Raw genomic sequence first — 26,794 nt, forward strand, 5'->3', positions numbered from 1 at the left:
CGGGGTAAGCTCCGGATACGCAAAAGGCTCGACCTGAAATTCAGATCGAGCCCTTCACGTACAATCCCGGGCGGTGTTCTCCGCGTGCGGAGCACCGTCACCGGTCAAACCGTCTCGGGGAGCTCCTCGAGACCCTCGGCGACCAGCTTCGCCAGACGGTCGAGGGCGGCGTCCGCGCCCTCGGCGTCCGAAGCGAGCACGATCTCCTCGTCGCCCTGCGCACCCAGACCGAGCACCGCGAGCATGGAAGCGGCGTTGACCGGGTCGCCGCCGGCCTTGGCGATCGTCACGGGGACGCCGGCGGCCGTGGCCGCACGGACGAAGATGGAGGCGGGCCGGGCGTGAAGGCCCTCGGCCCAGCCGACGTTGACGCGGCGCTCAGCCATGTGTTGCTGCCCTTCCAGGTGTCTCACACTTGTCTAGACCACTATCTCATGCCGACCCGGGTGCTCCCGCCGGGACGATCGTCGGGCCGCCCACGGGCGTACGTCCCGTGCCCGGCCGCCCTTCGACCCGTCCTACATTGCCCCGGCCCGAGCGGCGGCGCGACCCGTACTCTGGCCCCATGCAGACGCCGCCGGACCGGCACCCCTACCCCTCCCACTGGGAGGCCGACGTGTTGCTGCGCGACGGGGGCACGGCCCGCATCAGGCCCATCACGGCCGAGGACGCCGACCGCCTGGTCAGCTTCTTCGAGCAGGTCTCGGACGAGTCGAAGTACTACCGCTTCTTCGCACCGTACCCGCGTCTGTCCGCCAAGGACGTGCACCGCTTCACCCACCACGACCACGTCGACCGCGTGGGCCTCGCCGCCACCGTGGGCGGTGAATTCATCGCCACCGTGCGCTTCGACCGCATCGACGCCCAGGGCCGCGCCGCCACCGCGCCCGCGGACGAGGCCGAGGTCGCCTTCCTCGTCCAGGACGCCCACCAGGGCCGGGGCGTCGCCTCCGCCCTCCTGGAACACATCGCGGCCGTCGCCCGTGAACGCGGCATCCGCCGGTTCGCCGCCGAGGTACTGCCCGCCAACACCAAGATGGTCAAGGTCTTCACGGACGCGGGCTATCAGCAGCAGCGCAGCTTCGAGGACGGCGTCGTACGCCTCGAACTCGACCTCGAACCCACCGACCGCTCCCTGGCCGTCCAGCGCGCCCGCGAACAGCGCGCCGAGGCCCGCTCCGTGCAGCGCCTCCTGGCGCCCGGCTCGGTCGCCGTCATCGGCGCGGGACGGTCCCCGGACGGCGTCGGCCGCGGCATCCTGCGCAACCTGCTGGACGCGGGCTTCACCGGCCGCCTGTACGCCGTGAACGGCTCGCTCCCCGAAGACACCGCCGAGATCGACGGCGTGCCCGCGCACCGCTCCGTGCGCGACATCGGCGAACCCGTCGACCTGGCCGTCGTCGCCGTGCCGGCTGAGCGCGTCCCGCAGGCCGTCACCGACTGCGGCGAACACGGCGTACAAGGACTCGTGGTGATCTCCGCCGGGTACGCCGAGAGCGGCCCCGAGGGACGCGAGCGCCAGCGTGAACTCGTCCGCCGGGCACGCACCTACGGGTTGCGCATCATCGGACCCAACGCCTTCGGAGTCATCAACACCTCTCCGGAGGTGCGCCTCAACGCCTCACTCGCGCCCGAACTGCCGCTCGCCGGGAGCCTCGGCCTGTTCACGCAGTCCGGCGCCATCGGCATCGCGCTCCTGTCCCGTCTGCACCGGCGCGGCCGCGGCCTGTGGGGCCTGTCCACCTGCGTCAGCGCGGGCAACCGCGCGGACGTCTCCGGCAACGACGTGCTCCAGTACTGGTACGACGACCCGGACACCGACGTCGCCCTGATGTACCTCGAATCCATCGGCAACCCGCGCAAGTTCACCCGCCTCGCCCGCCGCACCGCCGCCGTGAAGCCCCTGGTCGTCGTCCAGGGCGCCCGGCACAGCGGCATCGCGCCGACCGGCCACGCGGGCGCCGCGACGCGACTCCCGCACGCCACGGTGTCGGCGCTGCTGCGGCAGGCCGGAGTGATCCGCGTGGACACGGTGACCGAGCTGGTCGACGCCGGACTGCTGCTCGCCGGGCAGCCGCTGCCCGCCGGACCGCGCGTGGCCATCCTCGGCAACTCCGAGTCCCTCGGCCTGCTCACGTACGACGCCTGCGTCGCCGAGGGCCTGCGGCCGCTGCCGCCCCGCGACCTGACCACCGCCGCGGCCCCGGACGACTTCCGCGCCGCCCTCACCGCCGCGCTGGCCGACGACGGGTGCGACTCCGTGGTCGTCACCGTGATCCCGTCCCTGGGGGAGTCCACCCGCCAGGGGGAGGACAAGTCGCTGGCCGCGGCCCTCCGCGCCGCCGCCGCGACCTGCCCGACCAAGCCGGTCACCGTCGTGCACGTGGAGCTGGGCGGCCTCGCCGAAGCGCTGTCCGCGGCGGCGAGCACGGGGCCGCGGGCCGCCACGGCGATCGGCCCGGCCGACCGGGCGCCCGAGCCTCCGGCCCAGGAGACTGCCCCCGCGGCGCAGGAGACCGCCCCCGCGGCCCAGGAGACCGCCCCCGCGGCCCAGCAAGCCGCGCCCACGGCCCACGAAGCTGCCCCCGCGCAACAACCCCCCACCACCCCCCAACAACCCCCCAAACCCCCGCCCCACCACCGCATCCCCGCCTACCCCGCCGCCGAACGCGCCGTCCGCGCCCTCGCCGAAGCCGTGAAGTACGCCCAGTGGCGCCGCGACATCGCCGAGCCCGGCAAGGTGCCCGAGTACGACGACATCGACGAGCAGGGCGCGGGCGACCTCATCGAGCACCTCCTGGCCAAGGCCGACGACCCCCGCGGCCGCACCCTGGAGGCGGACGACGCCCGCGACCTCCTCGGGCGGTACGGCATCGGGGTACGCCAGGCGCTGCCCGCCCCCGACGCCGACACCGCCGCGCGCGCCGCACACGAGGCCGGCTACCCGGTCGCCCTCAAGACCACCGCACCCCACCTGCGCCACCGCCCCGACCTCGGCGGCGTCCGCCTCGACCTCGCCGACGAGGAGCAACTGCGGCGCGCCTACCGGGAACTGACCCACACCCTCGGCAGGCCCGCCGAGCTGCGCCCGGTCGTCCAGGCCATGGTGTCCCGCGGCGTGGACACCGTCGTGCGCGCCGGACACGACCCGGTGGCGGGCGCGGTGCTGTCCTTCGGCCTCGCGGGCGCGGCGTCCGAGCTCCTCGGGGACACCGCGCACCGGCTGATTCCGGTCACGGACCGGGACGCGGGAAACCTGGTCCGGTCGATCCGGACGGCCCCGCTCCTGTTCGGCTGGCGCGGCTCGGCCCCCGTGGACGCCGGCGCCCTCGAAGAGCTCCTGATGCGCGTCTCACGGCTCGTGGACGACCACCCCGAAGTGGTCACCGTCTCACTGGAGCCGGTCGTCGTCGCCCAGGAAGGACTCTCCGTCCTCAGCGCCACCGTCCGCCTCGCCCCGCCGCCCGCCCGCGACGACCTGGGACCTCGCACCCTGCCCGCGTACTGACCGGCGTTCACGCGGCCACTGGCACCTCGGGCCAGGCGTCGGGTCGTAGGATGGGCGCATGGCAAAGACCGGTACGACGACCCAGGGGCTGCGCGCGGCGATCGAGCGCAGCGGCTACTACCCGGCCCTCGTGGCCGAGGCGGTGGAGGCCGCGATCGGCGGCGAGACCATCGGGTCGTACCTGGTCCACCAGGAGACCACGTTCGACGCGAACGAAGTGCGCCGGCACGTGACGGTCCTCGTGCTCACGGACACGCGCTTCATCGTCAGCCACACCGACGAGCAGGCGGCCGACTCCACGTCGCCGACGCCGTACGCCACCACCTCCACGGAGTCCGTGAAGATCGGCCGGATCTCGTCGGTGGTCGTCAGCCGGGTCGTCGCCAACCCGGAGAAGTACGTTCCGGGGTCCCTGCCCCGCGAGGTCGTCCTGACCATCGGCTGGGGCGCCGTCGCCCGCATCGACCTGGAGCCCGCCGCCTGCGGCGACCCCAACTGCGAGGCGGACCACGGCTACACGGGCAGCTCCACGGCCGACGACCTCAGCCTGCGCGTCAGCGAGGCCGGGGACGGCCCGGACACCGTCCGCCAGACCCTCGCCTTCGCCCAGGCGCTCTCGGAGGCCACCGCGGCCGGCACGGACACCGGTCGCTGATGGCGCATCCTGCCTGGGACGACATTCAGCCTCTCGCCCTCGGCTCCGCGCCCCTGCCCGAGTACGGCACGGGATCGCTCGCCGACGTGCTGCCCACCCTGGTCGCCCACCAGGAAGTGGACGGCTTCACGCCGGTCATCCCCGAGCTCGCCGCCGCCGACCGGAACTGCGTCTTCCTCATCGACGGCCTCGGCTGGGAGCAACTGCGCGCCCACCCCGCCGAAGCGCCCTTCCTGACCTCGCTCCTCGCGTCCTCGCGCGGCGGCACGGGGCGTCCCATCACCGCGGGCTTCCCCGCCACCACCGCGACCTCGCTGGCCTCCGTCGGCACCGGCCTGCCGCCCGGCGCCCACGGCCTGCCCGGGTACACGGTCCGCAACCCCGACAGCGGCGAGCTGATGAACCAGCTCCGCTGGCGGCCCTGGACCGACCCGCACGCCTGGCAGCCGTACCCGACGATCTTCCAGCGCGCCCACGACGCGGGCGTCCACACCGCACAGGTCTCCTCACCGACCTTCGAGCACACCCCGCTCACCAAGATCGCCCTCAGCGGCGGCACCTTCCGCGGCCGCCTCTCCGGCGAGGACCGCATGGACCTCGCGGCCGAGCAACTCGCCGCCGCCGACCGCTCCTTGGTCTACACGTACTACGCCGAGGTCGACGGCAAGGGCCACCGCTTCGGCGTCGACTCCGACGCCTGGCGCGGCCAGCTCATGTACGTCGACCGCCTCGCCCAGCGCCTCGCCGAGCAGCTCCCGCCCCGCAGCGCGCTGTACATCACCGCCGACCACGGCATGCTCGACATCCCGTTCGACGAGGCGTCCCGCATCGACTTCGACGAGGACTGGGAGCTGCGCGCCGGAGTGGCCCTGCTCGGCGGCGAGGGCCGCGCCCGCCACGTCTACGCGGTGCCCGGCGCGGAGACCGACGTCCTCACCGTCTGGCGCGAAGTGCTCGGCGAGCAGTTCTGGGTCGCGAGCCGCGAGGAGGCGATCGCCGCCGGCTGGTTCGGCCCCCGCATCGACGAGCGCGTGCACGGGCGCATCGGTGACGTCGTCGCCGCCGCCCACGACGACGTCGTCATCATCGCCTCCCAGAAGGAGCCCAAGGAGTCCCTGATGGTCGGCAACCACGGCTCCATGACCCCCGCCGAACAACTCGTGCCGCTCCTGGAAGTACGCTCCTAGCTGCTTCTTGACGCGTACGTCGGTGCTCTTCGGCGTCGACCAGGCGTCGCCGTCATCGACGGCACCCCACCCCCGTACGCCCCCGCGTACACCTCGTACGACTTCGCGTACCGACCGAAAGGCGCTCAACCCCCCATGCCTGAGCTGGTGTTCTTCTCCGGAACGATGGACTGCGGGAAGAGCACCCTCGCGCTGCAGATCGAGCACAACCGCTCGGCGCGCGGCCTGCAGGGCATGATCTTCGCGCGCAACGACCGCGCGGGCGCCGGCAAGCTCTCCTCACGGCTCGGCCTCGTCACCGAGGCCATCGAGGTGGCCGACGAACTCGACATGTACGCCTACCTCGTCGACCACCTCTCCCGCGGCGCCCGCGCCGACTACGTGATCGCCGACGAGGCGCAGTTCCTCGCGCCCGAACAGATCGACCAGCTCGCCCGCGTCGTCGACGACCTGGGTCTGGACGTCTTCGCGTTCGGCATCACCACCGACTTCCGCTCCAAGCTGTTCCCCGGCTCGCAGCGCCTCGTCGAGCTCGCCGACCGCGTCGAGGTCCTCCAGGTCGAGGCCCTGTGCTGGTGCGGCGCCCGCGCCACGCACAACGCGCGCACCATCGGCGGCGAGATGGTCGTCGAGGGCGCCCAGGTCGTCGTCGGCGACGTCAACCAGGCGCCCGACGAAGTGGGTTACGAGGTGCTGTGCCGCCGTCACCACCGGCGCCGCATGACGGCGGCCTCCGCCCGCGCGGGCGCGCTGTCGCCCGACGTACTGCCGGTCGACACCCTGGAGCGCTCCTAGGAGGGCCGCTCCGAGCGGATGAGCGTGAAGACGGCCCCTTCGGGGTCGGCGACCGTCGCGATGCGTCCGTAGCGTCCGGGCTCGGCGGGGCTGATCACATGGCCGCCCAGTTCGACGACCCGCGCGGCCGACGCGTCCACGTCCAGCGTCTCGAAGTACGTCATCCAGTGCGCGCCCCGGTCGCGCGGCAGCGCCTGGCCCACGCCGCGCACCGACGCCACCGGACGACCGTCCAGGGACAGGGTCAGGTAGTCCAAGTTCGGTCGCGTGGCCGCCTTTTCGTGGTAGCCGAACAGCGTCTGGTAGAACTTCGCCACCTCCACGGTCTCGCGGGTCAGCAGCTCGGTCCACGTCGGCGTGCCCGGCACCCCCGCGACGCCGGCGCCCGCGTGCGCCGCCGCCTGCCAGATGCCGAACACCGCGCCCGCCGGGTCCGACGCGATCGCCATCCGCCCCGCCTTGCCCGCGACCAGCGGCCCGACCCCCACCGTGCCGCCGCAGTGCCGCACCGACTCGGCCGTCGCGTCCGCGTCGTCCGACGCCAGATAGGGCGTCCACGTGATGGGCAGTTGCCGGTCGGGCAGTTGCCCGATGCCCGCCACCTCGTAGCCGTCGAGCATCGCCCGCACATAGGGCCCCAGCTGCTGGGGCCCCGGCCGGTACGTCCAGCCGAAAAGTTCCGCGTAGAACTCCTGGGTCGCAGCCACGTCGTGCGCCATCAGGCTCACCCAGCAGGGCGTGCCGGGTGTGCGCCGCGCGCTCTGGGCGCGCCGGTCGTCCGGCCACCGTGCCTCGGTCATCGTCACTCTCTCCTCGGGCCCTCGTGACTTCGCGGCCGGTCGACGGCGCACTACGGCCAACAGAGGTCAAGACATGTCATCCGTTGTCTGTCGGCGGTCATCCGTCGTCGCCCAGCCGTTGCCACTCCGCTTCGATTCCGCTTCGGTTCATCGTCCGAACGCGCGTACTCGCGCCGCGCGTATGCCCGTCCGTGCAGATGCTCGCACCACCTGTCGCCCGGCGCCCCCCGGCCGCGCCGCGCTCGCGGGCTTCCTCGCGGAGGATGCCCGGTTTGCCATTTCTCATCCGTTAACGCGCGATTGCAGGGTTGTGTCCATCTGCGGTACGCGGCGTGCTCGTTTCCGTACGCCGCGTGTCCGGGCGTGGTCCGGCCGAGCAGGTTATCCGGAGCCGGGCGCGGCGGCCACCCCGTACGCAAGGATGGTGGCCATGAATGCCATCATCTCCGCAACCGACCTCGCGAGCGACCTCGCGGGCGAGAATCCGCCAGTGCTGCTCGACGTCCGCTGGCAGTTGAGCATGGCGAAGGCGACGGGTGAACCGCCCTTCGACGGCCGGGCCGCGCATGCGGCCGGGCACATCCCGGGAGCCGTGTTCGTCGATCTCGACGCGGATCTCGCGGGCCCGGCGGGCGCGGCCGGGCGGCATCCCCTTCCGGATGTCGAGCACTTCGGCGCGGTCATGCGGGCGGCCGGGGTCTCTGCGGACCGCCCGGTCGTCGTGTACGACGGCGGGCAGGGCTGGGCGGCGGCGCGGGCCTGGTGGCTGCTGCGCTGGACGGGCCACCAGGCGGTCCGGGTCCTCGACGGCGGGCTCGCCGCGTGGACGGGGGAGCGGGAGTCCGGTGAGACGTCCGCGGCGGCCGAGGGCACCTTCACGCCCGTGCCGGGTTCCGTGGAGCTCCTGGACGCGGACGGCGCGGCGGCCCTGGCCCGCTCGGGCCTGCTCCTGGACGCGCGCGCCGCCGAGCGCTATCGGGGCGACGTCGAGCCGATCGACCGCGTCGGCGGACACGTCCCGGGTGCGGTCTCGGCGCCCACGACGGAGAACGTCGTCGGCGACGGCCGCTTCCGCCCCGCCGAGGAGCTGGCGGCCCGCTTCAAGTCCCTGGGCGCGTCCGGCACTTCACGAGTCGGCGTGTACTGCGGCTCGGGCGTCTCCGGAGCGCATCAGGTCCTGGCGCTCGCGGTGGCGGGGATTCCGGCGGCGCTGTACGTCGGGTCGTGGTCGGAGTGGTCCTCGGATCCGGCGCGGCCGGTGGCCACGGGGGCGGAGCCGCAGTAGCCGCGCCTGGGTGGTGTTGTGGGTGACAAGTGAAGGGCCTGTACGCGTGGTGCGTACAGGCCCTTCATCGGATTCTCACCGCGCCCGACCGGCTCGCGCCGGGCGGGCGTCTGCTTCCGTTTCGCCTACTCCTGTTTCTTGCGCCGGGTGCCGAACACGATCTCGTCCCAGCTCGGGACGGCGGCCCGGCGGCCGGGGCGGACGCCGTCGGCCTCCGCCTGGCGGTCCGTGGAGCCGACCAGGCGGTCGCGGTGGCTGGCCACGGCGCGCGGCATCAGGACGTCCGCGTAGGCGGAGCCGGCCGAGGCGGCGGTCGCCGGGGGTTCCTCGGCCTCCGGCTCCTGCTCGGGCTCCTCCTGTGCGGACGGCAGTTCGGCGGGTGTCGTGGCGGGACGCTCGGGGACGACCATGTCGCCGCGGAAGCTCGGCACGGCCTCCAGGAGGCTGGTGAGCGAGTCCCGTTCCTGCTCGGACACGGCGGCCTGCGCCGCGGGCTCCTGGTCGGGCTCCGGCGCCGGGGCGCCGGGGCGCTCCAGGGCGCGGTCGAGCGGCCGGTCCCGGGGGAGCCGGGCGATGCGCGGCACGAACGGGAAGCTGGGCTCGGGTGCCGCGATGTCGTCGGTCTCGCCGATCAGGGCGCGGGCCTCGTCGTCGACGGCCTGCACGAGGCGCCGCGGCGGGTCGTACGTCCAGCTCGCGGAGTGCGGTTCGGTCGCGACGAGGTAGACGAGCAGGACTTCCCAGGTGCCGTCGTCGCGGCGCCAGGAGTCCCACTGGACGCTCTCCTTGTCGGCGCCGCGCAGCAGCAGCCGCTCCTGGACGGCCTCGCCGAGCTGGGGTCCGGTGTTCTCGCCGGGACGGCGCACGGGGGTCTTCCTGGCCCGCTCGGCCATGAACGCGCGCTCGGCGAGCACGGGGCCCTCGAAGCGGCGGACGCGGTCGACGGGGATACCGGCGAGCGAGGCGACCTCTTCCGCACTGGCACCGGCCCGTATACGGGCCTGGATGTCGCGGGGGCGGAGGTGGCTCTCCACCTCGATCTCGATCTGGCCGAGCCGCGGCCGGTCGCCGCGGACGGCGGCGCGCAGCCGTTCGTCGATCGGAAGCGTGTACTCCGTGCTGTCCGCAGCTTTCAGCACCAGCCGTGTGCCGTCGTTGCTGACGGCCACGACACGCAGTTCGGGCATGGGGACCTCCCGGGTGGTGCCTGCCGACGTCACGTGCGTCGCTGCTTCCGCTAGTCGAGTGTGGCCTGCCCGGGTGCAGCCTGCCACAACCTTGCCGAGTTGCCCGGCGTGTCGGGCATGGGCCCTGGAACGCCGTTATGGCACGGTTACCTATTCGCAACGCTAAGTGACCAACCTCGTCACCCTGTGCAGCGGGCCCCCTCCCGGCGGTCCTGGCTGGTCCCGGGCACCCTGGCTGGAGACCGGACCCAGGGCTCGCAACACTACTCCATTCGGGCCACTCGGGTGGACCGGCACGCCGCCGAACTTCTCATGGGGGAAGGGAGTTGGCGTCAGCCGGTGCCGCGAGACGTCCGCTCTGACGTGGCGTCCTTCACGAAAAAGCCTGAACCGGAACCATTCGCTTCGGACATACGTCCCTTTCTCACGTACCTCGCGTAGCTCATACGTGAACGCGTAAGTCGTACGTGAAGTCGAGAAAGGCAGGCAAGGTCCGCACATGCGTAAAAGGCCGGAAACCGGCGCCGAGTCGAAGGGTACGACGGAGGGTGAGCCGGAGAAGAAGCGGCTCGATCTGAGTGTGCCGCAGGTGGCGGGGAGCGCGGTGGCCGCAGTCGTGGCCGCGAAGCTCGCGTCCTCCTTCGGTGTCTACGGAACGATCCTGGGCGCGGGTCTGGTGAGCACCATCGCCACTTGCGGCGGCACGGTGTTCCAGCACTTCTTCTCGCGTACGGGCGAGCAGATACGTGACGTCGCGGTGCAGGCCAAACCGAAGGCCCAGCAGGTCCCGGTGGCGCAGGCCGCGCCGGTGCCGGAGACGTTCAGGACGGCGGCGTACTCCGCGGCGGGGACGGGGCCGGTCACGACGTCGTGGGGGAGGGCGGCGACGGACGCCGATCCCACGACCGCGCTCCCGGCGGTCGACCCCGCTGACCCGACGATGGCTCTCCCAGTAGCGGGAACCGACCCCGAGCAGACGAGAATGCTCGGCTCCGTGGACGCCACGCGGTTCCTGCCGCGCGACCACGAGTCGGGCGACCAGGAGACCCGCGTCCTGCGCCAGGCCGGTGCCCCGGAGACGCACGCGGTACCGGCCGGTGGCATGGCCCCCGCCGGACCCCCGCTCCCCTCGGACGAGTTCTCCGAAGGCACCACGCACCGCACGCGCGTGCGGAGCTGGAAGCGGCCGCTGGTCGCCGCGGCGCTGGTCTTCGGGGTCTCCCTCGCCGGGATCACCACGTACGAGCTGGTGAGCGGCAAGAGCTTCAGCGGCGACGACAAGAGCACCACGGTCCGTGACGCCTTCAGCCGCAGCGGCTCCTCGTCCACGTCGGACGACCAGCCCTCCACCGGTGGCTCCGACGAGCCGTCGGACGGCGGCACGTCCGGCACCGACGACGGTTCGCAGCAGGACGGCGGCACGTCCAAGGACCCGTCGGGCAAGCCCTCGCCGGGTGACGACACCGGCTCGGACACCGGCTCCGGGAAGGATTCCGGCAAGGAGCAGGGCGGCGACGGCGGTACCGACAAGGGCGACGGCGGCGACTCGGGCGACGGCTCCAAGACCGACCCGACGCCCACCCCGACACCGACCCCGACGCCCACGCCGACCCCGTCGAACGGCGGCGGCAGCGGTCCGGGCAACGGCAACGGCAGCGTCCAGGAGCAGCAGCAGGCGCCGGACCAGTGAGCGACCCGGCGGGTGCGCGGCGTCAGTCGCCGAGCACCCGCCGCAGATAGGGGTTGCCGAACAGGCGGTCCGGGTCGAGACGGTCCCGCAGGGCGGTGAACTCGGCGAAGCGCGGATAGGCCTTGGCCAGATACGCGGCGTCCCGGGTGTGGAGCTTGCCCCAGTGCGGCCGCCCTTCGTGGGCGGTGAAGATCTGCTCCGCGGCGCTGAAGTAGCTGCGGAACGGCGTGCCCTTGTACATGTGGACGGCGATGTACGCGCTCTCGCGGCCCGAGGCCGTGGAGAGCGCGATGTCGTCCGCGGGGGCCGTGCGGACCTCCACGGGGAAGCTGACGCGCAGCGGTGACCGCTCGATCATCGACTTCAGTTCGCGCAGCGTCTCGACCAGGGCCTCGCGCGGGACGGCGTACTCCATCTCCACGAAGCGCACCCTGCGTGGGCTGGTGAAGACCTTGTAGGGGATGTCCGTGTAGGTGCGGGCGGACAGCGCCTTGCTGGAGATCTTCGCGATGGCCGGGATGGTGGCGGGCACGGCGCGGCCGAGCGAATTGACCACCTGGAACAGGCCGTTGGAGAGGACTTCGTCCTCTACGAAGGCGCTGATCGCGCTCGGGGGAGCGGCAGGACCGACGCTGCGGTTGTTGCGCTTGGTGTTGCAGTTGCCGGTGTGCGGGAACCAGTAGAACTCGAAGTGCTCGTTCTCGGTGACGAGCTGGTCGAACTCGGCGGTGACCTGGTCGAAGGTCATCGGTTCCTCACGGGCCATGAGGAAGAAAGTGGGCTCTACGGAGAACGTGATCGCGCTGATGACGCCGAGCGCGCCGAGCCCGATCCGGGCGGCGGCGAAGATGTCGGAGTGCTCGTCCTTGGAGCACGTCAGGACGCGGCCGTCGGCGGTGACCAGCTCAAGTGCCGTGATCTGCGCGGCGATCGACGCCGAGTCGCGGCCCGTACCGTGCGTCCCGGTGCTGACGGCCCCGGAGACCGTCTGCTCCATGATGTCGCCCATGTTCGTCAGCGACAGGCCCTCGCGGGCGAGCGCGGCGTTCAGGCGCTTGAGCGGAGTGCCCGCCTCCACGGTGACGGTGCCGGCCGCGCGGTCGATCTTCCGGATGCCGGTGAGGAGGTCGGGCCGCACCAGGAGGCCGTCGGTCGCGGCGGCCGCCGTGAAGGAGTGACCGGAGCCGACGGGTTTGACGGTCAGGCCGTCCTCCTTGGCGCGGCGGACGGCGGCGACGAGTTCGTCCACCGAGGCGGGCGTGGCCTCGCGCGCGGGGCGCACGGTGACCGTACCGGCCCAGTTACGCCAGGTCGTCGGCTTCTTCCCGCCGGTCGCTCCCGGTCCCGCTCCCGTTCCCCTGCCCGCTCCCGTGCCCGTTCCCGTGCTCATGGGTCCCTCCCCGTCGCGGAACCGGCCGCTGCAGCCGGCGATACCCCAGGAATCCCACCATCACCGCGACGGCCCCGGACACCCCCGGGACCACGTACCCCGCGCGCGACCCCGAGGCGTCGATCACCCAGCCGGCCATCGAGGAGCCGAGCGCCACACCGACGGCGAGTCCCGTGCTGACCCACGTCATGCCTTCGGTGAGCTTCGCGCGTGGTACGTGCTGTTCGACGAGGGCCATCGTCGTGATCATCGTCGGCGCGATGGACAGGCCCGCGACGAAGAGCGCCGCGGCCAGAAACGGAAGGTTCCCGACCAATTGAAGCGGGATCATACTCACGGCCATCGCGCAGACACCCAGCAGCCAGCGGCGGGCCGGCGCCCCCTTGAAGCGCAGCAGCCCGAAGCCGACCCCCGCCAGGCACGAGCCGAGCGCGTAGACGGCGAGCACCAGGCTCGCGGCGCCCTTGTGGCCCTCGTCCTCGGCGAACGCCACCGTGACGACGTCGACGGCACCGAAGATCGCGCCGGTCGCGACGAACGTGGCGACGAGCACCTGCAGTCCGCCGGACCGCAACGCCGAGCCCCCGGTGTGGTGTTCGCGCGGATGCGGCACCGGCTCGGTGGCACGCTGCGACGTCAGCCAGAAGACGCCCACGGCGAGGAAACAGCCCGCAAGGAGAGGCCCGGCCTCGGGGAACCACACCGTGGACAGGCCGATCGAGATGATCGGCCCGAAGATGAAGCAGATCTCGTCCACGACGGACTCGAAGGAGTACGCCGTGTGCAGTTGCGGGGTGTCGCGGTACAGGGCCGCCCAGCGGGCCCGGACCATCGAGCCCACGCTCGGTACGCAGCCGACGAACGCGGCGCAGACGAACAGCGTCCAGTCCGGCGTCTCGAACTTCGCGGCGAGCAGCAGCCCCGTCACCGCGACCAGGGACATCAGCGTCGCCGGCCGCAGCACCCGCCGCTGGCCGTGCCGGTCCACGAGCCGGGAGATCTGCGGGCCGATCGCCGCGGCGGACAGCGCCACGGTGGCCGACAGCGCGCCCGCGAGGCCGTACCGCCCGGTGAGCTGGGAGATCATCGTCACGATGCCGATGCCCATCATCGACAGCGGCATCCGCCCGAGGAAGCCCGCGACGGAGAACCCCTTGGAGCCTGGGGCGGCGAATATGGCGCGGTAGGGGCTCGGCACGTGGGACTCCGCGGGGGCGCCGGAGCGCTCGGACGACAGGCTCCGGTAAGGCGTGAAGATGGTCGATACAGCTTACGGGTCCAAGGGCTGGATCGCACTGATGTTTCTCATGCGGCAGTACGGCGTGGACGGACGGCGGTTTCCCGCCTGTCAGTGGCGGGTGGCAGGATCAAAGACATGTCCGAAGCGCTGGATCCCACTCCGTACGACGCCTTGCTGCTGCTCTCGTTCGGCGGCCCCGAAGGACCGGACGACGTCGTCCCGTTCCTGGAGAACGTGACGCGTGGCCGCGGCATCCCCAAGGAGCGCCTGAAGGAGGTGGGGCAGCACTACTTCCTCTTCGGCGGCGTGAGCCCCATCAACGACCAGAACCGCACCCTCCTGGACGCCCTGCGCAAGGACTTCGCGGAGCACGGCCTGGACCTGCCGGTGTACTGGGGCAACCGCAACTGGGCGCCGTACCTGACGGACACTCTGCGCGAACTGGTCCACGACGGCCGCCGCCGCGTCCTGGTCCTCGCCACCAGCGCGTACGCGTCGTATTCGGGCTGCAGGCAGTACCGCGAGGACCTCGCGGGCGCCCTCGCCACGCTCCGCGAGGAGGGCCTCGACGTGCCCCGCGTGGACAAGCTGCGGCACTACTTCAACCACCCCGGCTTCGTACGCCCCATGATCGACGGCGTCCTGAAGTCCCTGGCCGACCTCCCCGAGGAGGTGCGCGAGGGCGCGCACCTGGCCTTCACGACGCACTCCATCCCCACCGCCGCGGCCGACACCTCCGGCAGGGTCGAGGACCACGGCGACGGCGGCGCCTATGTGAGGCAGCACCTGGACGTGGCCCGCCTCGTCGCCGACGCGGTGCGCGAGGAGACCGGCGTCGACCGCCCCTGGCAGCTCGTGTACCAGTCGCGCAGCGGCGCCCCGCACATCCCCTGGCTGGAGCCCGACATCTGCGACCACCTGGAGGAGCGGCACGAAGCCGGTGCCCCGGCCGTGGTCATGGTCCCGATCGGCTTCGTCTCGGACCACATGGAGGTGCTGTACGACCTCGACACCGAGGCCACGGCGAAGGCGGCGGAGCTGGGCCTGCCCGTGCGCCGCTCCGCCACCGTCGGCGCCGACCCGCGGTTCACCGCCGCGGTCCGCGAGCTCGTCCTGGAGCGCGCCGACGCCGAGAGCGGGCGCGCGATGACGCCGTGCGCCCTGGGCGCGCTCGGCCCGAGCCACGACCTGTGCCCGGTGGGCTGCTGCCCGGCCCGCACCCCGAAGCCCGCGGCCGCGGGCGCCGACAGCCCGTTCGCCTAGCGTGACGCACCGAGGAGCACCGTGACCGACCCCGCCCGCCAGGAGCAGGACCAGCTCAAGGCCGAACTGCTCGCCGTCGCCCTGGAAGCCGCGAGCCGCGCCGGCGAGCTGCTGCGCGACGGCCGCCCCGCCGACCTCGGCGTCGCCGCGACCAAGAGCAGCGCCGTCGACGTCGTCACCGAGATGGACATCGCCTCCGAGAAGCTGATCACGGACTTCTTCGCCGACCGCAGGCCCGGCGACGGCGTGCTCGGCGAGGAGGGCGCGAGCTCCGAGGGCACCAGCGGCGTCCAGTGGGTCATCGACCCCATCGACGGCACCGTGAACTACCTGTACGGCCGCCCGGACTGGGCGGTGTCCATCGCCGCCCGCAAGGACGGCGAGACCCTCGTGGGCGTCGTGCACGCGCCCGTGCGCGGCGAGACCTTCCGCGCGGTCCTCGGCGAGGGCGCGTACGTCGGCGACCGGCCCGCCCGGGTCCGCCCGGCGCCGCCCTTCGAGCAGGCCCTCATCGGCACCGGCTTCGGGTACGTCGCCGAGCGGCGGGCCCACCAGGCCGAGGTCGCCCGGCACCTGCTGCCGCGCGTGCGGGACATCCGGCGCGGCGGCTCCGCGGCCATCGACCTGTGCGACGTGGCGGCGGGCCGCCTGGACGCGTACTACGAACGGGGCCTGAATCCCTGGGACTTCGCGGCCGGCGACCTCATCGCGAGGGAGGCGGGCGCCCGCACCGGCGGCCGCCCCGGAGAGCCCCTGTCGGGCGAGCTGACCGTGGCGGGCCCGCCCGGCCTCTTCGAGCCCCTCCAGACCCTCCTGGACGACCTCGGCGCCTGGCACGACTGACCGGCCGCCTCCGCACCCGCACACGACAGGGCCCCGAACACCTCGCTGAGGTGCCGGGGCCCTGTCGTGTGCGGACCCGACCGGACGCTGGAGACATCCCGGTCGGGCGGTGTCAGGAAGGGTCAGGAGATCGCGGCGGCGACCTCCACGCCGTGCTCGGCTGCCAGGCGGTGCAGGTCTTCCAGCTCGGCCAGTTCGACCTCCGCCAGGAAGTCGTCGCCCGTCTCGCGGGCCCGCGTGAGGTCGGACTCCGTGGTCTTTATGCGCTGCAGGAGACCTGCGGTGAATGCGTCCATGGTTGCGCCCCCTCGGCTGGGTCGTGGGTCGGTGGCACGGGGGTGTGCCGTGGAGAAAAGGGCGATCACGTCCGGCGCCCGCTGCGTGAAGCAGGTCGTGGCGTGCCACATACGAAGCGTGATCGCGGGGTGTAAAGCCGTCCTCCCCCCGCCCTCTTCCGCAGAAACCTCAACCGGACGAGAAAATCCCGCATTCCCGGGGCGCCGGACCGCCTTACAGCCGGTTTATGGCCGAAAGGGGCAGGATGGAGGTCTCACTCCACGTAAAGACCTGCCCTGCCGTGACCGTGCGCGGGGCACAGAGGAAGGACAAGCGCCGTGCGCGTACTCGTCGTCGAGGACGAGCAACTGCTCGCCGATGCCGTGGCCACCGGACTGCGCCGGGAGGCCATGGCCGTCGACGTCGTGTACGACGGCGCGGCAGCCCTGGAACGCATCGGCGTGAACGACTACGACGTCGTGGTCCTGGACCGCGACCTCCCGCTCGTCCACGGCGACGACGTCTGCCGCAAGATCGTCGAGCTCGGCATGCCGACACGTGTCCTGATGCTCACCGCGTCGGGCGACGTCAGCGACCGCGTCGAGGGCCTGGAGATCGGCGCGGACGACTATCTGCCCAAGCCGTTCGCGTTCAGCGAGCTCACGGCCCGTGTGCGCGCCCTCGGGCGGCGCACCAGCGTGCCGCTGCCGCCCGTCCTGGAGCGTGCCGGCATCAAGCTCGACCCGAACCGCCGCGAGGTGTTCCGGGACGGCAAGGAGATCCAGCTCGCGCCCAAGGAGTTCGCCGTCCTTGAGGTGCTGCTGCGCAGCGAGGGCGCTGTGGTCTCCGCCGAGCAGCTCCTGGAGAAGGCCTGGGACGAGAACACGGACCCGTTCACCAACGTCGTCCGCGTCACGGTCATGACCCTGCGCCGCAAGCTCGGCGAGCCCGCCGTCATCGTGACCGTGCCGGGCTCCGGCTACCGGATCTGACCCGGTGGCCGCGACCCCGGCGCCCCCCGCGACGCCTCCGAAGCCGACGTGGGACCCGAGGAAGGTCGAGCCGCCCTTCCCGTGGCTGCGCCCGACCATCCGCATACGGCTCACGCTGCTGTACGGCGGGATGTTCCTGATCGCGGGCATCCTGCTGCTCTCGATCATCTATCTCCTCGCCGCGCAGGGGCTGAACTCGGGCAACGAACCGCTGTTCAAGATCGTGGGTGGCCGCGAGATCAAGGTGACCAGCGACAACTGCCAGCAGGCCGCCTCGGGCAACCTGACGCTCTCCGAGTTCAACGCCGCGATCAGCGTCTGCACCGACCACCAGCGCCAGGTGGCCCTGGACAACCTCCTGAGCCGCTCCCTGCTGGCCCTCCTCGGCCTCGCCGTCATCGCCTTCGCCTTCGGGTACGCGATGGCGGGCCGCGTCCTGTCCCCGCTCGGCCGCATCACGCGCACGGCCCGCAGGGTGGCGGGCACGGACCTGAGCCGCCGGATCGAACTGGACGGCCCCGACGACGAGTTGAAGGAGCTTTCGGACACCTTCGACGAGATGCTGGACCGCCTGGAGCGCGCCTTCACCGCCCAGCAGCGCTTCGTCGGCAACGCCTCGCACGAACTGCGCACCCCGCTCGCGATCAACCGCACGCTCCTCGAAGTGCACCTGTCCGACCCCGGCGCACCCGTGGAGCTGCAGCAGCTCGGCAAGACGCTCCTTGCCACCAACGAGCGCAGCGAGCAGCTCGTGGAGGGCCTGCTGCTGCTCGCCCGCAGCGACAACCAGCTCGTCGAGCGCAAGCCCGTGGACCTCGCCGAGGTCGCCGACCGCGCCGTGGACCAGGCGCGCGCGGAGGCCGAGGAGAAGGGTGTCGAGATCCGCGGCGAGCGCGGCCCCGCGGTCGTCCAGGGCAACGGCGTCCTCCTGGAGCGCATCGCGCTGAACCTCGTACAGAACGCGGTGCGCTACAACGTCAAGGAAGAGGGGTGGGTGGAGGTCACCACGGAGGCCCAGCACGGGCAGGCCGTCCTCGTGGTGACCAACACCGGACCCGTGGTGCCCGCGTACGAGATCGACAACCTCTTCGAGCCCTTCCGCAGGCTCCGTACGGAGCGCACCGGCAGCGACAAGGGCGTGGGCCTCGGCCTGTCCATCGCCCGGTCGGTGGCGCGCGCCCACGGGGGCCGTATCATCGCGGAGCCGCGCGAGGGGGGTGGGCTCGTGATGCGAGTCACCCTGCCGATCTGAGATGCTGCCGCGGAAGCGTCAGGATGTTCGCTTTACGCGGAATTTTCGGGACCTGGTCCCTGAAGTTTCCTGTGTGATCGATCACAGCGACGATTTTTCGGCCATCTACTCTCCGTGACCGTCAAAGTTGCCGGAAAGCCGGGAAAATCCGGGTTTTCAGGGGTCTTGATCACGGGAAGTACACGGGGTGGCGCCCGTGAAGTGCGACATTCGGACCGTGTACGGTCCCGATCGCCATCCAAACCGATCACCTCTTCAGGGGTGCGGTTGGGTGTCGATTGAGTAACAGACCTTGATGTGAGGCAAAATCTCCGCCTCAGGTCGGGCACAAGTCCGGCCTCTCACGCGTTACGTGCGCTGAGACACCGCAGACACCCAGAGGGGGAGAGCGACATGGCAACGGACTACGACACCCCACGTAAGACCGACGATGACGTCAACGAGGACAGCATCGAGGAACTCAAGGCGAGGCGGAACGACAAGTCCACCTCGGCGGTCGACGTCGACGAATTCGAGGCCGCCGAGGGCCTCGAGCTGCCCGGCGCCGACCTGTCCAACGAGGAGCTCGCCGTGCGCGTGCTCCCCAAGCAGCAGGACGAGTTCACCTGCATGAGCTGCTTCCTGGTGCACCACCGCAGCCAGCTGGCCAGGGAGAAGAACGGCCAGCCCATCTGCCGCGACTGCGACTGAGGCAGGGTCGGGTGACAGGCTCGACCCCGCCCAGGAAGCACCGCTTCCAGGACCAGGGAGCGGACGCGGACGTGCCCGAGCGCGCGTCGGACGACGAGCGGGGCCCTGAGGCCTCGCTCGAGTCGGCCGGCGCGGCAGAGCGGGGCGACGACCCCGCAGGGGCGCACAGGGCCGCTGAGGCGGCATATGAAGCGGTCCCCGCGCTGGTGCGCGGTTCCGCACCGGACGTGCCGGAGACGTCCGCCCTCGAAGCGGCGGACGCCCTGCGGTACGGCGACGGCGCGGCGGCGGAAGACCAGGGGCCCTCGACCAAGGGCCGCAGGTTCGCCGCCGTCACGAACGGATTGATGAACGGGGCGCGCCGCGGCGGGCGTAGCGCCAAGGCCGGCATCGGCTACCTCGCCGACCGGATCATCGAGAACGCGCCGCGGGTGCCCGTCCGCGACCTGGCGACGCTCCGCAAGCAGTTCCCGGGCCTCGGCCCCGAGCAGCTCGCGGACAAGCTCGTCGCGGGCGCCGCGAACGCGAGCTCCACGGTGGGCGCCGGAGTCGGCGCGGCGGCGATGCTGCCCGTGCCGCCCGCGATGCCCGCCGAGCTCGCCGCCGAGATCACCGGCGTCGCGGCCATAGAGCTGAAGCTCATCGCCGAGCTGCACGAGGTCTACGGGCGCCGTCCCGAAGGCAACCTCAAGGAGCGCAGCACGGCCTATCTGCGTGCCTGGACCGAGGAGCGCGGCATCGACGTGGTCAAGCCCGCGTCGATCAACGCGGCGCTCGGCAGCCAGATGAAGCGCGAACTGCGGCAGCAGATCATGAAGCGCATGGTGCGGAACCTTCCGAACCTGCTGCCCTTCATGGTCGGCGCGGCCGTCGGCGCCGTGATGAACCGCAGAGACACCAAGAAGCTCGCCGAGCGGGTGCGAGCCGACCTGCGTCGGGCTCAGGTGCCGTGGGACGCCCTGCCGGAACTTCCGCCCCTTGAGGCGCCCCTCAACCCCCTGCGCATGGGGCACAAGCCCAAGGAACTGGGGAGCTGAGGCGCGCGGGGGACTACGCCGCGCGTGCCTCGGGGGGACTACGCCGCGCGTACGGCGTTCAGGGCTGCGGCCAGCGCCTCGGGGTTCCGAGTGGACACGTACACGTACGGAGTGGGGTCCTCCGGGTCCGTCACCCGCACCCGCAGCGCCGTCGGGATGTAGCTGCGCAGCACCATGAACGCGCGCGGGTCCGCCTTGTACGTACGCCAGGCGCGGGCCTCGGCCTCGTCGAGCGCCTCGGCCTCGCCCAGGGCCGTCACCGGGATCTTCGCGTCGCCCGCGACCAGCGAGCCCGCCACGACGCGGATCCGCACCGAGCCGTACGCGCTGGTGAGGACCGCCGCCAGGGCCGTCCCGCCGACCAGGCCGCCCAGGAGCGGCAGGGTGCCGAACGGGAGCATCGTCAGGCCTGCCCCGACACCGACCAGGACCGAGACGAGCCACCACGAACGGGGCGCGGTCAGGCGTTCTTCGTAAGGCTGCATGAACCCAAGCTTGGCACGGTGCGCGACCGCCGCTGACGCGGAGGTAAGGTCTGCGCCTGTGAGTGGTACATCAGCAGCTCTGACGCCCCCGGCGGACGCCATACCGCCCGTCCGCCACCCGGACGCGCCCGCGCCCGGCGAGCTCATCGGCGCGCACTACGAACACTGCTTCGGATGCGGCGCGGGACAGACCCACGGCCTGCACCTGGAGGCGCGGGCCGGTGAAGGCGTCGCCATCACCGCCGAGTTCACGGTGCGCGAGGCGCACCAGGGTGCTCCGGGCCTCGCGCACGGCGGCGTGCTCGCCACCGCGCTCGACGAGACGCTCGGCTCCCTGAACTGGCTGCTGCGGGTGATCGCCGTGACCGGACGTCTGGAGACCGACTTCCGGCGGCCGGTGCCGGTGGGCACCGTGCTCTTCCTGGAGGCGGAGGTGACCGCCGTGTCCGGGCGGAAGATCTACTCCACCGCCACCGGACGGATCGGCGGACCCGAGGGTCCCGTCGCCGTGCGCGCCGACGCCCTCTTCATCGAGGTCAAGGTGGACCACTTCATCGACAACGGCCGCCCGGAGGAGATCCGTGCGGCCATGAACGACCCGGACCAGATCCGGCGCGCCCGCGCCTTCGAGGTGAACCCGTGACCCACCCTGCCCCTTTGGACGTGCTGATCAGGCGCGTCGACCCCGAAGTACCGCTGCCGGCGTACGCGCAGCCCGGCGACGCCGGTGCCGATGTGCGCACGACCGAGGCGTGCGAACTCGCGCCCGGTGAACGGGCGGTGCTGCCGACGGGGGTTTCCATCGCGCTGCCCGAGGGGTACGCGGCCTTCGTGCACCCCCGGTCGGGCCTCGCCGCCCGCTGCGGTGTCGCCATGGTGAATGCCCCGGGGACGATTGATGCCGGGTACCGTGGGGAGATCAAGGTGATCGTGGTGAATCTCGACCCGCGCGAGAGCGTGCGGTTCGAGCGCTTCGACCGGATTGCCCAACTGGTCGTCCAGCAGGTCGAGAAGGTGCGCTTCCAGGAGGTGGCGGAGCTTCCCGGCTCGGTGCGGGCCGAGGGGGGCTTCGGGTCCACCGGCGGCCATGCCTCCGTGGGCGTCAGCTCGGGTGAACAAACGGGTGGGAATCGATACGCGTCGGTCGTATCCGACCGGGAAGGACAGTGACGGTGTTCGGACGTCGCAAGAAGAGCAGTGCCGCCGAGGACGCGGCGGGCGAGGCCGAGCAGGTCGTCGACGGCACCGGGAACGAAGCCGAGGGTGCCGAGGGTGGGGGAGAAGCCGAGGGCGGCGAGTCGCATCGCGTGCGCCTTGAGCCGGAGCCGCGCCCCGACGGCCCCTGGGACGCCTCCGAGGTCCGTGAGCCCGGCGAGGGCCGGGTGGACCTGGGCGGTCTGTTCGTGCCAGGGGTGGAGGGCATGGAGCTCCGGGTGGAGGTCGCCGGTGACGCCATCGTCGCGGCCACCGTCGTGCTCCAGGACAGCGCCGTCCAGCTGCAGGGCTTCGCGGCTCCCAAGCGCGAGGGCATCTGGGGCGAGGTCCGCGAGGAGATCGCCTCCGGCATCACCCAGCAGGGCGGTGTCATCGACGAGGTCGAGGGCCCGCTCGGCTGGGAGCTGCGCGCGCAGGTGCCGGTGCAGCTGCCGGACGGCACGGGCGGCTTCCAGGTGGTCAGGTTCGTGGGTGTGGACGGGCCGCGCTGGTTCCTGCGCGGTGTGATCTCCGGCCAGGGGGCCGTGCAGCCGCAGGCCGCGGGCCTGCTTGAGCAGATCTTCCGGGACACGGTCGTGGTCCGCGGCGATGGCCCGATGGCCCCCCGTGACCCGATCGTCCTGAAGCTGCCCGACGACGCCCAGATGGTGCCCGAGGGCGTCCAGCAGGAGGACCAGGAGACGTCCCGGTTCTCCGGCGGCATGGGCCAGCTGGCGCGCGGACCGGAAATCACCGAAGTGCGCTGACGTTCCGGCCCGGCAGGGCCGCCGGAGAGGTCCCCGATCGGTGGGCCGAGCCGCGTGAAAAAGTTGCGAGCCGATGGGCCGCACTCCCTTATTGGGGGTGCGGCCCATCGGTGTTTTCCCTGGTTGAAACGGGACGCGTAAGAGAGTCGTCAATGCGATGCCAAAGCCCGTAAGGGAGGCGTCAACGGCGATCGAAACCCGCCGGCGAGGCGGTTTCCTCGACACGTCAGTAATTCCGAATCTCATCTAGGAGCACACGATGGCCGACGTGGCCTTCGTCGTCACCACGATCGCGGTCTTTGCGCTGGTGGCACTCGTCGCCAAGGGGGTGGCGAAGCTGTGACCGCCGAAAACATCGTCGGCCTCGTCGTGGCCGTCGCCCTGCTGGGCTATCTCGTCCTCGCCCTTGTGTTCCCGGAGAGGTTCTGAGTCAAGAAATGAGCCCCGTCCTCGCTGGTGTGCTCCAGTTGCTCGCGCTCATCGCCGCGCTGGCCCTCGCATACCGTCCGCTCGGCGACTACATGGCCAAGGTCTACTCCTCCGACAAGCATCTGCGTGTCGAGAAGTGGATCTACAAGGGCATCGGCGCCAACCCCAACACCGAGATGCGCTGGCCCGCCTATCTGCGCGGCGTCCTGGCGTTCTCGGCCGTCAGCGTGCTGTTCCTGTACCTGCTGCAGCGCCTCCAGGGCTCGCTGCCGGGCTCGCTCGGCTTCAAGGCCATCGACCCGGACCAGGCGTTCAACACCGCCACGTCGTTCGTCGCCAACACCAACTGGCAGTCGTACTACGGCGAGCAGGCCATGGGCCACGTCGTGCAGACCGGCGGCCTCGCGGTGCAGAACTTCGTCTCCGCCGCCGTCGGCATCGCCGTCGCCGTGGCCCTGGTGCGCGGCTTCGCGCGCTCGCGCACCGGTGAACTCGGCAACTTCTGGTCCGACTTGGTCCGTGGCGTCGTACGCATCCTCATTCCGATCTCTGTCATCGGCGCGATCGTCCTTGTCGCCTGTGGCGCCATCCAGAACTTCTCCGGCATCCACGAGGTCGGCCAGTTCATGGGCGGCGAGCAGCAGTGGAACGGCGGCGCGGTCGCCTCCCAGGAAGTCATCAAGGAGCTGGGCACGAACGGTGGCGGTTACTTCAACGCCAACTCTGCCCACCCGTTCGAGAACCCGAACCCGATCTCGAACCTTTTTGAGATCTTCTTGATCCTGGTGATCCCGTTCGCCCTTACGCGGACCTTCGGCAAGATGGTCGGCTCGGTCAAGCAGGGCTACGCGATCCTCGCCACGATGGCGACGATCTGGCTCGGCTTCATCGCCCTGATGATGTGGACCGAGTTCCACCACGGCGGCCCGGCCTTCGACCTCGCCGGCGGCGCGATGGAGGGCAAGGAGACGCGGTTCGGCATCGGCGGATCGGCGATCTTCTCGGTCTCCACGACGCTCACCTCGACCGGTGCGGTCAACTCCTTCCACTCCTCGAACACCGGCTTCGGCGGCGGCATCGACCTGCTCGGCATGCAGCTCGGCGAGATCGCGCCCGGCGGTACCGGCTCCGGTCTCTACGGCATGCTCATCATGGCGATCATCGCGGTCTTCATCGCGGGGCTCATGGTCGGCCGTACGCCGGAGTACCTGGGCAAGAAGATCGGCACCCGCGAGATCAAGCTCGCGGCCTGCTACATCCTCGTCACGCCCGCGCTCGTGCTCGGCTTCACCGGTGCCTCCATGGCGATGGACACGCCGAAGAACTCGATGACCAACAGCGGGGCCCACGGGTTCTCCGAGATCCTGTACGCCTTCACCTCCGGCGCCAACAACAACGGTTCGGCCTTCGCGGGTCTGAACGCGGACACGCAGTGGTTCAACACCACCATCGGTCTCGCGATGCTGCTCGGCCGGTTCCTGCCGATGGTGTTCGTCCTCGCGCTCGCAGGATCGCTGGCCGAGCAGAAGCCGATTCCGGCCACGGCGGGCACGCTCCGTACAGAGAAGCCGCTGTTCACGGGTCTGCTGGTCGGCACCATCATGATCATTACCGGTCTGACGTACTTCCCGGCGCTCGCGCTCGGGCCCCTCGCAGAGGGTCTCGCGTCATGACCACCGACACCAGGAAGCAAGAGGAGCCCGGCTCCATGACTCCCACGTCCACAGCCACTCCCACGCGGGCGCCGCACCAGGATGTGCCCACCGGGCACAAGCCGGAAGACGGCAAGGTCGGCGGCGGTCTGTTCGACCCCAAGCAGCTGCTGAAGTCGTTCCCGGACGCCATCAAGAAGCTCGACCCGCGGATCATGGTCAAGGCGCCCGTGATGTTCGTGGTCCTGATCGGTTCGGTGCTCACCACCGTGCTGGCCGTCAAGGACCCGGGCGACTGGTTCGGCTGGGCGATCGCCGCGTGGCTCTGGCTGACCACCATCTTCGCGAACCTCGCGGAGGCGGTGGCCGAGGGCCGCGGCAAGGCCCAGGCCGACACGTTGCGCAAGGCCAAGACGGACACCGTCGCGCGCCGGCTCTCCACCGACGGCAAGTCCGAGGAGCAGGTGCCCGGCACCGAGCTCAAGATCGGTGACCTGGTCGTCTGCGAGGCCGGCGACGTCATCCCCGGCGACGGCGACGTCGTCGAGGGTGTCGCGAGCGTCGACGAGTCGGCGATCACCGGTGAGTCCGCGCCGGTCATCCGCGAGTCCGGCGGCGACCGCTCGGCGGTCACCGGCGGTACGAAGGTCCTCTCCGACCGCGTCGTCATCAAGATCACGACGAAGCCCGGCGAGACCTTCATCGACCGGATGATCAACCTGGTCGAGGGCGCCGCCCGGCAGAAGACGCCCAACGAGATCGCGCTGAACATCCTGCTCGCCTCGCTGACCATCGTCTTCCTGCTCGCGGTCGTCACGCTGCAGCCGTTCGCGGTGTACGCGGGTGCCGAGCAGTCCATGATCGTGCTGGCGGCCCTGCTTGTCTGCCTGATCCCGACGACCATCGGCGCCCTGCTCTCCGCGATCGGCATCGCGGGCATGGACCGCCTGGTCCAGCGCAACGTCCTCGCGATGTCAGGGCGTGCGGTGGAAGCCGCCGGTGACGTCTCGACGCTGCTGCTCGACAAGACCGGCACCATCACGCTCGGCAACCGTCAGGCCGCCGAGTTCGTGCCGGTGAGCGGGACCACCGAGGCCGAGGTGGCCGACGCGGCCCAGCTCTCCTCGCTGGCCGACGAGACTCCCGAGGGCCGCTCCATCGTCGTACTGGCGAAGGAGAAGTACGGGCTTCGCGAGCGTCACCAGGGCGAGTTGGTCGACGCCGAGTGGGTCGCCTTCACCGCCCAGACCCGGATGTCGGGTGTGGACGTGGACGGGCGCAAGGTCCGCAAGGGCGCGACCGGTTCGGTCGCCGCCTGGGTCGTGGAGCGCGGCGGCACGGTCACGCCCGAGGCCCAGGAGCTCACCGACAAGATCTCGCAGGCGGGCGGCACGCCGCTGCTCGTCGCCCTGGAGGACACCGAGGGCGCCCGCGTCCTGGGCGTCATCCACCTCAAGGACGTCGTCAAGGAGGGCATGCGGGAGCGGTTCGACGAGCTGCGCCGCATGGGCATCAAGACCGTCATGATCACGGGTGACAACCCGCTGACGGCCAAGGCGATCGCCGACGAGGCGGGCGTGGACGACTTCCTCGCGGAGGCCACGCCCGAGGACAAGATGGCGCTCATCAAGCGCGAGCAGGCCGGTGGCAAGCTCGTCGCGATGACGGGTGACGGCACCAACGACGCCCCGGCGCTCGCGCAGGCCGACGTCGGCGTGGCCATGAACACCGGTACCTCGGCCGCCAAGGAGGCCGGGAACATGGTGGACCTGGACTCCAACCCGACCAAGCTCATCGAGATCGTGGAGATCGGCAAGCAGTTGCTGATCACCCGTGGTGCCCTGACGACGTTCTCGATCGCCAACGACGTCGCGAAGTACTTCGCGATCATCCCGGCGATGTTCGCGGTGGTCTACCCGGGCCTGGACAAGCTCAACGTCATGGACCTGTCCAGCCCCAAGTCCGCGATCCTGTCGGCCGTCATCTTCAACGCGCTGATCATCGTGGCCCTGGTGCCGCTCGCCCTGAAGGGCGTGCAGTACCGGCCGATGAGCGCGGACAAGATGCTGCGGCGCAACCTCGGCATCTACGGGCTCGGTGGTCTGGTGGCGCCGTTCATCGGCATCAAGATCATCGACCTGATCATCTCCCTCATCCCCGGGCTGCGTTGAACCAGA

25 protein-coding genes are annotated in these 26,794 nt (G+C 71.2%); 18 read left to right on the forward strand and 7 right to left on the reverse strand.

Features of this window, described 5'->3' with window-relative positions; translation table 11 throughout:
- Positions 1-104: 104 nt before the first annotated feature.
- Positions 105-386 (reverse strand): HPr family phosphocarrier protein, encoded by a 282-nt coding sequence (locus IEY91_RS06545; RefSeq protein ID WP_164319636.1) that lies wholly within the window; start codon positions 384-386, stop codon positions 105-107.
- Positions 387-565: 179 nt separating this feature from the next.
- Here IEY91_RS06545 and IEY91_RS06550 point away from each other — a divergent pair, with 179 nt between their 5' ends.
- The 4 genes from IEY91_RS06550 (at position 566) to IEY91_RS06565 (ending at position 6,145) form a co-directional block, all read left to right on the forward strand.
- Positions 566-3,508 (forward strand): bifunctional acetate--CoA ligase family protein/GNAT family N-acetyltransferase, encoded by a 2,943-nt coding sequence (locus tag IEY91_RS06550; RefSeq protein WP_189173208.1) that lies wholly within the window; start codon positions 566-568, stop codon positions 3,506-3,508.
- Between the two features lie 58 nt (positions 3,509-3,566).
- A complete protein-coding gene (locus tag IEY91_RS06555; protein WP_164319632.1) occupies positions 3,567-4,163 on the forward strand; it encodes a DUF5998 family protein in 597 nt (198 codons plus the stop codon).
- Complete coding sequence (locus IEY91_RS06560) at positions 4,163-5,350, forward strand: alkaline phosphatase family protein (RefSeq protein WP_164319631.1); 1,188 nt, start codon at positions 4,163-4,165, stop codon at positions 5,348-5,350. Before IEY91_RS06555 ends, IEY91_RS06560 begins: the two co-directional genes overlap by 1 nt.
- 135 nt (positions 5,351-5,485) lie before the next feature.
- Positions 5,486-6,145 (forward strand): thymidine kinase, encoded by a 660-nt coding sequence (locus IEY91_RS06565; RefSeq protein ID WP_164319629.1) that lies wholly within the window; start codon positions 5,486-5,488, stop codon positions 6,143-6,145.
- On the opposite strand, the gene IEY91_RS06570 is transcribed toward IEY91_RS06565, so the two are convergent.
- Positions 6,142-6,945, reverse strand: coding sequence for a VOC family protein (locus IEY91_RS06570; protein ID WP_164319627.1), 804 nt, complete (start codon positions 6,943-6,945; stop codon positions 6,142-6,144). The two genes, IEY91_RS06565 and IEY91_RS06570, sit on opposite strands and share 4 nt — an antisense overlap.
- Positions 6,946-7,375: 430 nt before the next feature.
- On the opposite strand from IEY91_RS06570, the gene IEY91_RS06575 reads away from it, so the two are divergent.
- Positions 7,376-8,230 (forward strand): sulfurtransferase, encoded by an 855-nt coding sequence (locus tag IEY91_RS06575; RefSeq protein WP_189173209.1) that lies wholly within the window; start codon positions 7,376-7,378, stop codon positions 8,228-8,230.
- Between the two features lie 125 nt (positions 8,231-8,355).
- On the opposite strand, the gene sepH is transcribed toward IEY91_RS06575, so the two are convergent.
- On the reverse strand, positions 8,356-9,417 hold the full coding sequence (gene sepH / locus IEY91_RS06580) for a septation protein SepH (protein ID WP_164319624.1): 1,062 nt from the start codon (positions 9,415-9,417) through the stop codon (positions 8,356-8,358).
- Between the two features lie 499 nt (positions 9,418-9,916).
- Between sepH and IEY91_RS06585 the strand changes: the two genes are divergently transcribed.
- The gene (locus IEY91_RS06585; RefSeq protein WP_189173210.1) at positions 9,917-11,107 is read left to right on the forward strand and encodes a hypothetical protein; all 1,191 of its coding nucleotides are present in this window, start codon (positions 9,917-9,919) and stop codon (positions 11,105-11,107) included.
- Positions 11,108-11,129: 22 nt separating this feature from the next.
- On the opposite strand, the gene IEY91_RS06590 is transcribed toward IEY91_RS06585, so the two are convergent.
- A complete protein-coding gene (locus tag IEY91_RS06590) occupies positions 11,130-12,497 on the reverse strand; it encodes a D-arabinono-1,4-lactone oxidase (protein WP_189173211.1) in 1,368 nt (455 codons plus the stop codon).
- Complete coding sequence (locus tag IEY91_RS06595; RefSeq protein WP_164319618.1) at positions 12,409-13,695, reverse strand: MFS transporter; 1,287 nt, start codon at positions 13,693-13,695, stop codon at positions 12,409-12,411. The genes IEY91_RS06590 and IEY91_RS06595 overlap by 89 nt, the downstream gene beginning before the upstream one ends.
- Positions 13,696-13,872: 177 nt before the next feature.
- Between IEY91_RS06595 and IEY91_RS06600 the strand changes: the two genes are divergently transcribed.
- Positions 13,873-15,000, forward strand: coding sequence for a ferrochelatase (locus IEY91_RS06600; RefSeq protein ID WP_189173212.1), 1,128 nt, complete (start codon positions 13,873-13,875; stop codon positions 14,998-15,000).
- A gap of 21 nt (positions 15,001-15,021) precedes the next feature.
- Positions 15,022-15,843: an inositol monophosphatase family protein gene (locus IEY91_RS06605; protein ID WP_164319614.1), complete on the forward strand. Its 822-nt coding sequence runs from the start codon at positions 15,022-15,024 to the stop codon at positions 15,841-15,843.
- Positions 15,844-15,965: 122 nt separating this feature from the next.
- Here IEY91_RS06605 and IEY91_RS06610 read toward each other — a convergent pair whose 3' ends face one another.
- A complete protein-coding gene (locus IEY91_RS06610; RefSeq protein ID WP_189173213.1) occupies positions 15,966-16,139 on the reverse strand; it encodes a hypothetical protein in 174 nt (57 codons plus the stop codon).
- A gap of 318 nt (positions 16,140-16,457) precedes the next feature.
- Here IEY91_RS06610 and IEY91_RS06615 point away from each other — a divergent pair, with 318 nt between their 5' ends.
- From IEY91_RS06615 to IEY91_RS06630, 4 genes are all read left to right on the forward strand, one after another.
- Entirely contained in the window at positions 16,458-17,111 is a 654-nt protein-coding gene (locus IEY91_RS06615; protein WP_055544891.1) for a response regulator transcription factor, read from the forward strand.
- A 4-nt stretch (positions 17,112-17,115) separates the two neighbouring features.
- Entirely contained in the window at positions 17,116-18,363 is a 1,248-nt protein-coding gene (locus IEY91_RS06620) for a sensor histidine kinase (protein ID WP_164319612.1), read from the forward strand.
- A 393-nt stretch (positions 18,364-18,756) separates the two neighbouring features.
- Positions 18,757-19,053 (forward strand): DUF4193 domain-containing protein, encoded by a 297-nt coding sequence (locus IEY91_RS06625; RefSeq protein ID WP_055544889.1) that lies wholly within the window; start codon positions 18,757-18,759, stop codon positions 19,051-19,053.
- A gap of 11 nt (positions 19,054-19,064) precedes the next feature.
- Positions 19,065-20,090, forward strand: coding sequence for a hypothetical protein (locus IEY91_RS06630; protein ID WP_189173214.1), 1,026 nt, complete (start codon positions 19,065-19,067; stop codon positions 20,088-20,090).
- Positions 20,091-20,128: 38 nt separating this feature from the next.
- On the opposite strand, the gene IEY91_RS06635 is transcribed toward IEY91_RS06630, so the two are convergent.
- A complete protein-coding gene (locus tag IEY91_RS06635; RefSeq protein WP_164319608.1) occupies positions 20,129-20,575 on the reverse strand; it encodes a DUF3093 domain-containing protein in 447 nt (148 codons plus the stop codon).
- Positions 20,576-20,633: 58 nt separating this feature from the next.
- On the opposite strand from IEY91_RS06635, the gene IEY91_RS06640 reads away from it, so the two are divergent.
- The 6 genes from IEY91_RS06640 to kdpB all read left to right on the forward strand — a co-directional run bounded on the left by IEY91_RS06640 (position 20,634) and on the right by kdpB (position 26,788).
- Complete coding sequence (locus IEY91_RS06640) at positions 20,634-21,218, forward strand: PaaI family thioesterase (RefSeq protein WP_164319605.1); 585 nt, start codon at positions 20,634-20,636, stop codon at positions 21,216-21,218.
- Positions 21,215-21,745 (forward strand): dUTP diphosphatase, encoded by a 531-nt coding sequence (gene dut, locus IEY91_RS06645; protein WP_229696750.1) that lies wholly within the window; start codon positions 21,215-21,217, stop codon positions 21,743-21,745. Before IEY91_RS06640 ends, dut begins: the two co-directional genes overlap by 4 nt.
- 2 nt (positions 21,746-21,747) lie before the next feature.
- Entirely contained in the window at positions 21,748-22,536 is a 789-nt protein-coding gene (locus IEY91_RS06650) for a DUF3710 domain-containing protein (protein ID WP_189173215.1), read from the forward strand.
- Between the two features lie 339 nt (positions 22,537-22,875).
- Positions 22,876-22,965, forward strand: coding sequence for a K(+)-transporting ATPase subunit F (gene kdpF / locus IEY91_RS06655; RefSeq protein ID WP_033264828.1), 90 nt, complete (start codon positions 22,876-22,878; stop codon positions 22,963-22,965).
- Positions 22,966-22,973: 8 nt separating this feature from the next.
- Positions 22,974-24,638: a potassium-transporting ATPase subunit KdpA gene (kdpA, locus tag IEY91_RS06660; RefSeq protein WP_164319600.1), complete on the forward strand. Its 1,665-nt coding sequence runs from the start codon at positions 22,974-22,976 to the stop codon at positions 24,636-24,638.
- Positions 24,635-26,788, forward strand: a complete 2,154-nt coding sequence (gene kdpB / locus IEY91_RS06665; RefSeq protein WP_189173216.1) for a potassium-transporting ATPase subunit KdpB — start codon at positions 24,635-24,637, stop codon at positions 26,786-26,788. Before kdpA ends, kdpB begins: the two co-directional genes overlap by 4 nt.
- Positions 26,789-26,794 lie beyond the last annotated feature (6 nt).

Origin of the sequence: Streptomyces lasiicapitis (genome assembly GCF_014646335.1) — a bacterium.
Taxonomy (GTDB): Bacteria; Actinomycetota; Actinomycetes; order Streptomycetales; family Streptomycetaceae; genus Streptomyces; species Streptomyces lasiicapitis.

Excerpts from the sequence above, each read along its gene's own strand:
- IEY91_RS06545 (WP_164319636.1), bottom strand. The coding sequence starts at position 386 with ATGGCTGAGCGCCGCGTCAACGTCGGCTGGGCCGAGGGCCTTCACGCC.
- IEY91_RS06550 (WP_189173208.1), top strand. The coding sequence starts at position 566 with ATGCAGACGCCGCCGGACCGGCACCCCTACCCCTCCCACTGGGAGGCC.
- IEY91_RS06555 (WP_164319632.1), top strand. The coding sequence starts at position 3,567 with ATGGCAAAGACCGGTACGACGACCCAGGGGCTGCGCGCGGCGATCGAG.
- IEY91_RS06560 (WP_164319631.1), top strand. The coding sequence starts at position 4,163 with ATGGCGCATCCTGCCTGGGACGACATTCAGCCTCTCGCCCTCGGCTCC.
- IEY91_RS06565 (WP_164319629.1), top strand. The coding sequence starts at position 5,486 with ATGCCTGAGCTGGTGTTCTTCTCCGGAACGATGGACTGCGGGAAGAGC.
- IEY91_RS06570 (WP_164319627.1), bottom strand. The coding sequence starts at position 6,945 with ATGACCGAGGCACGGTGGCCGGACGACCGGCGCGCCCAGAGCGCGCGG.
- IEY91_RS06575 (WP_189173209.1), top strand. The coding sequence starts at position 7,376 with ATGAATGCCATCATCTCCGCAACCGACCTCGCGAGCGACCTCGCGGGC.
- sepH (WP_164319624.1), bottom strand. The coding sequence starts at position 9,417 with ATGCCCGAACTGCGTGTCGTGGCCGTCAGCAACGACGGCACACGGCTG.
- IEY91_RS06585 (WP_189173210.1), top strand. The coding sequence starts at position 9,917 with ATGCGTAAAAGGCCGGAAACCGGCGCCGAGTCGAAGGGTACGACGGAG.
- IEY91_RS06590 (WP_189173211.1), bottom strand. The coding sequence starts at position 12,497 with ATGAGCACGGGAACGGGCACGGGAGCGGGCAGGGGAACGGGAGCGGGA.
- IEY91_RS06600 (WP_189173212.1), top strand. The coding sequence starts at position 13,873 with ATGTCCGAAGCGCTGGATCCCACTCCGTACGACGCCTTGCTGCTGCTC.
- IEY91_RS06610 (WP_189173213.1), bottom strand. The coding sequence starts at position 16,139 with ATGGACGCATTCACCGCAGGTCTCCTGCAGCGCATAAAGACCACGGAG.
- IEY91_RS06625 (WP_055544889.1), top strand. The coding sequence starts at position 18,757 with ATGGCAACGGACTACGACACCCCACGTAAGACCGACGATGACGTCAAC.
- IEY91_RS06635 (WP_164319608.1), bottom strand. The coding sequence starts at position 20,575 with ATGCAGCCTTACGAAGAACGCCTGACCGCGCCCCGTTCGTGGTGGCTC.
- kdpA (WP_164319600.1), top strand. The coding sequence starts at position 22,974 with ATGAGCCCCGTCCTCGCTGGTGTGCTCCAGTTGCTCGCGCTCATCGCC.
- kdpB (WP_189173216.1), top strand. The coding sequence starts at position 24,635 with ATGACCACCGACACCAGGAAGCAAGAGGAGCCCGGCTCCATGACTCCC.